The sequence below is a fragment of the Streptomyces sp. NPDC005195 genome (assembly GCF_040608315.1).
Taxonomy (GTDB): Bacteria; Actinomycetota; Actinomycetes; order Streptomycetales; family Streptomycetaceae; genus Streptomyces; species Streptomyces kaempferi.
The window spans coordinates 1-2,765 of record NZ_JBEXHZ010000226.1 but is presented as its reverse complement, the minus strand read 5'-3'; the positions used below and the strand labels follow the sequence as shown (position 1 = coordinate 2,765).

General features: G+C 73.6%; 3 protein-coding genes. All 3 read left to right on the top strand.

Going from position 1 to position 2,765, the window contains the following annotated elements; all coding sequences use genetic code 11:
* Positions 1-106: 106 nt before the first annotated feature.
* The 3 genes from ABZV34_RS38285 to ABZV34_RS38275 are packed head-to-tail and all read left to right on the top strand — an operon-like array spanning position 107 to position 2,633.
* Positions 107-874 carry a 3-oxoacyl-ACP reductase family protein gene (locus ABZV34_RS38285; RefSeq protein ID WP_356287556.1) on the top strand — a complete coding sequence of 256 codons (768 nt, stop codon included), beginning with the start codon at positions 107-109 and terminating at the stop codon, positions 872-874.
* A gap of 32 nt (positions 875-906) precedes the next feature.
* A complete protein-coding gene (locus ABZV34_RS38280) occupies positions 907-1,359 on the top strand; it encodes a 3-hydroxylacyl-ACP dehydratase (RefSeq protein WP_356287553.1) in 453 nt (150 codons plus the stop codon).
* Entirely contained in the window at positions 1,356-2,633 is a 1,278-nt protein-coding gene (locus ABZV34_RS38275; RefSeq protein ID WP_356287550.1) for a beta-ketoacyl-[acyl-carrier-protein] synthase family protein, read from the top strand. The genes ABZV34_RS38280 and ABZV34_RS38275 overlap by 4 nt, the downstream gene beginning before the upstream one ends.
* Positions 2,634-2,765 lie beyond the last annotated feature (132 nt).

Genomic DNA, 2,765 nt, shown 5'->3' with positions numbered 1-2,765 from the left:
CCGTCCGCCGCCCCCGGGCGGCCGGACGGCCGGCCGGGGTGCGGTCCCGGTCCGCGCGGGCCCCGGCAGCCGCCGCCCACCTCGTAGCAGAAACGGGAAGAGACAGATGAAGCTGAAGGACCGCACCGCCCTGGTCACCGGTGCCTCACGCGGCATCGGCCGGGCCATCGCCCTGGCCCTGGCCGAGCAGGGGGCGGCCGTCGCCGTCAACTACCGCTCCCGGCAGGAGGACGCCGCCGCCGTCGTCAAGGAGATCGAGACGGCGGGCGGCCGGGCCGTGGCCATCGGCGCCGACGTCGCCGACCCGCGGCAGGCCGCCCGCCTGGTGCAGGAGGCCACCGACCTGCTCGGCTCCCTCGACATCCTCGTCAACAACGCGGGCACCAGCGACGACGGCCTCATCTACGACGCGCCGCCGGACGCCTGGCTGAACGTCATGAAAGTCAACTTCGGCGGCGCCTACCACTGCACGCACGCCGTCATGGAGCAGTTCATGGCCCACGGCGACGCCACGATCGTCAACATCTCCTCGGCGATGGGCGAGCGCGGCTGGATCGGCCAGGCCAACTACTCGGCCTCCAAAGGCGCGCTGAACTCCTTCACCCGCTGCGCGGCGATCGAACTCGCCCGCTTCGGCGTACGGGTCAACGCGGTCCTGGCCGGGTTCACCCCGACCGACCTGGTGGAGGGGGTGATGCAGCGCGACGGCGGCCGCAGCATCAAGCGGCAGATACCGCTGCGCCGCTTCGCCACCGTCGAACAGGTCGCCGCGGCAGCGGTGTTCCTGGCCGGACCCGACTCCGGCTACACCACCGGCGAACTGCTCTGCGTCGACGGCGGGTTCTCCGCCCAGCTGGGCATCGGCCGTCCGTAACGGACCGTGAGGGAACGGAAGAAGAGACGACGATGCGATTCCATCTGATCGACCGGATCGAGACCTTCACGCCGCGGGAGCACATCACCGCGCGCAAGGTCACCTCCGTCGACGAGACCTACTGGCAGGACACCGGGAGCGGACCGGCACTGCCCTTCGGGCTGGCCCTGGAGGCACTGTGCCAGTCGGCGACCTGGCTGATCATGCTCTCCACCGACCACCGGCTGCGCGCCGCGCTCCTCGCCGTCGGCGAGGCCACCGCGCACCGCGCCGTACGCCCCGGGGAGGTACTGCGGATGCGGGCCACCATCGAGTCGATGACCGAGGAGGCCGCCCTCCTGGACGGCACCGTGAGCGTGGACGGCGAGGACGTCCTGAGCGCGAGCGGCATCCTGTGCGCGCTCATCGACGCCGAGCGCCTCGACGACCCCGCCGACACCCGGCGCATGGCGCACCAGTTGCAGGGCGGAGGGCCGGTGGGATGACCCGAGTAGCCATCACCGGAGTGGGGGCCGTCACCCCGCTCGGCAACGACGCGGAGAGCACCTGGCAGGGCCTGGCCGCCGGACGCAGCGGCGTCGGCCCGCTCACCACCTTCGACGCCTCCGGCTTCCCGGTGCGCATCGCCGCCCAGGTCAAAAACTTCGACGCGGCCGCGGCGATCCCGGCCCGGGTGGGCCGCAAACACCTCTCCCGGGTCGGCCAGTTCGGCGTCGCGGCCGCCTGGGAGGCACTGCGCAACGCGGGCGCCGACGACCTGGGCGAGGACGTGTACCCCTTCGACGAGCGCGGTGTCGCCATGGGCGCCAGCGTCGGCCGGCCCGAACTGCAGGCCCTCCTCGACGTCGGCCACCTGCGCGCCACCACCGGCCGCCCGGACGCCTTCCTGTGCCACCCGCCGGCCGTCACCCTGACCGACGACCAGAACGTGCCCCTGAGCGCCATGGCCCGGATGATGTCCGCGACCGGGCCGATGATCGGCATCTCCACCGCCTGCGCCGGCTCCGGACACGCCATCGGGGAGGCCTTCCGCGCCATCCAGGAGGGCGACGCCCAGCTGATGGTCGCCGGCGGCTTCGACTCCCTGACCACCTGGCTCGACCTGCTCGGCTTCAGCCTGCTGGGCGCGCTGACCGACCGTCACAACGACGACCCCGAGCACGCCTCGCGGCCCTTCGACGCCGACCGCTCCGGCTTCGTGGTCGGCGAGGGCGCCGTCGCGGTGGTCCTGGAGGACCTGGACGCCGCCCGCGAACGCGGCGCACCGGTCCTCGGCGAGGTCCTCGGCTACGGCTCCACCCTCAACGCCTGGCGCATCACCGACTCACCGCCCGACGGCTCCGGCGCGATCCAGGCCATGCAGGCGGCCCTGGCCGAGTCCGGTGTGGGCACCGGCGGCATCGACTACGTCGTCGCGCACGGCACCAGCACCCACGGCAACGACCAGTCCGAGACCGTCGCCATCAAGAAGGTGTTCGCCGACGACGCCCACCGCCTGGTCGTCAGCGCCCCCAAGTCGATGGCCGGCCACCTCACCTCGGCCAGCCTGGGCCTGGGCGTACTGGCCGCACTCGGCGCGATCCGCCACCGCCTGGTCCCGCCCACCGTCAACCTCGACCAGCCCGACCGCGGCCTCGACCTCGACTACGTACCGCACACCGCCCGCCCGATGCCGGTGGACGCGGCCCTCATCAACGCGTTCGCGTTCGGCGGCAGCAACACCAGCCTCGTCATCGGCGCCCCGCGGGAGGACACATGACCACCACCGCCCGGACCACCGCGCCGGGCCAGGCCGCCACCGGCCCCGCGCACACCACCACCGCCCCGCCTCCCGTGCGGGCCGCCGCGCTCGCCCGGGCCCGGGCGCGCGCCGCCGGCGCCGCGGGCCAGC

What these genes read in the sequence shown, in the direction of transcription:
- ABZV34_RS38285 (WP_356287556.1), top strand. Translation starts at nt 107, where the DNA reads ATGAAGCTGAAGGACCGCACCGCCCTGGTCACCGGTGCCTCACGCGGC.
- ABZV34_RS38280 (WP_356287553.1), top strand. Translation starts at nt 907, where the DNA reads ATGCGATTCCATCTGATCGACCGGATCGAGACCTTCACGCCGCGGGAG.
- ABZV34_RS38275 (WP_356287550.1), top strand. Translation starts at nt 1,356, where the DNA reads ATGACCCGAGTAGCCATCACCGGAGTGGGGGCCGTCACCCCGCTCGGC.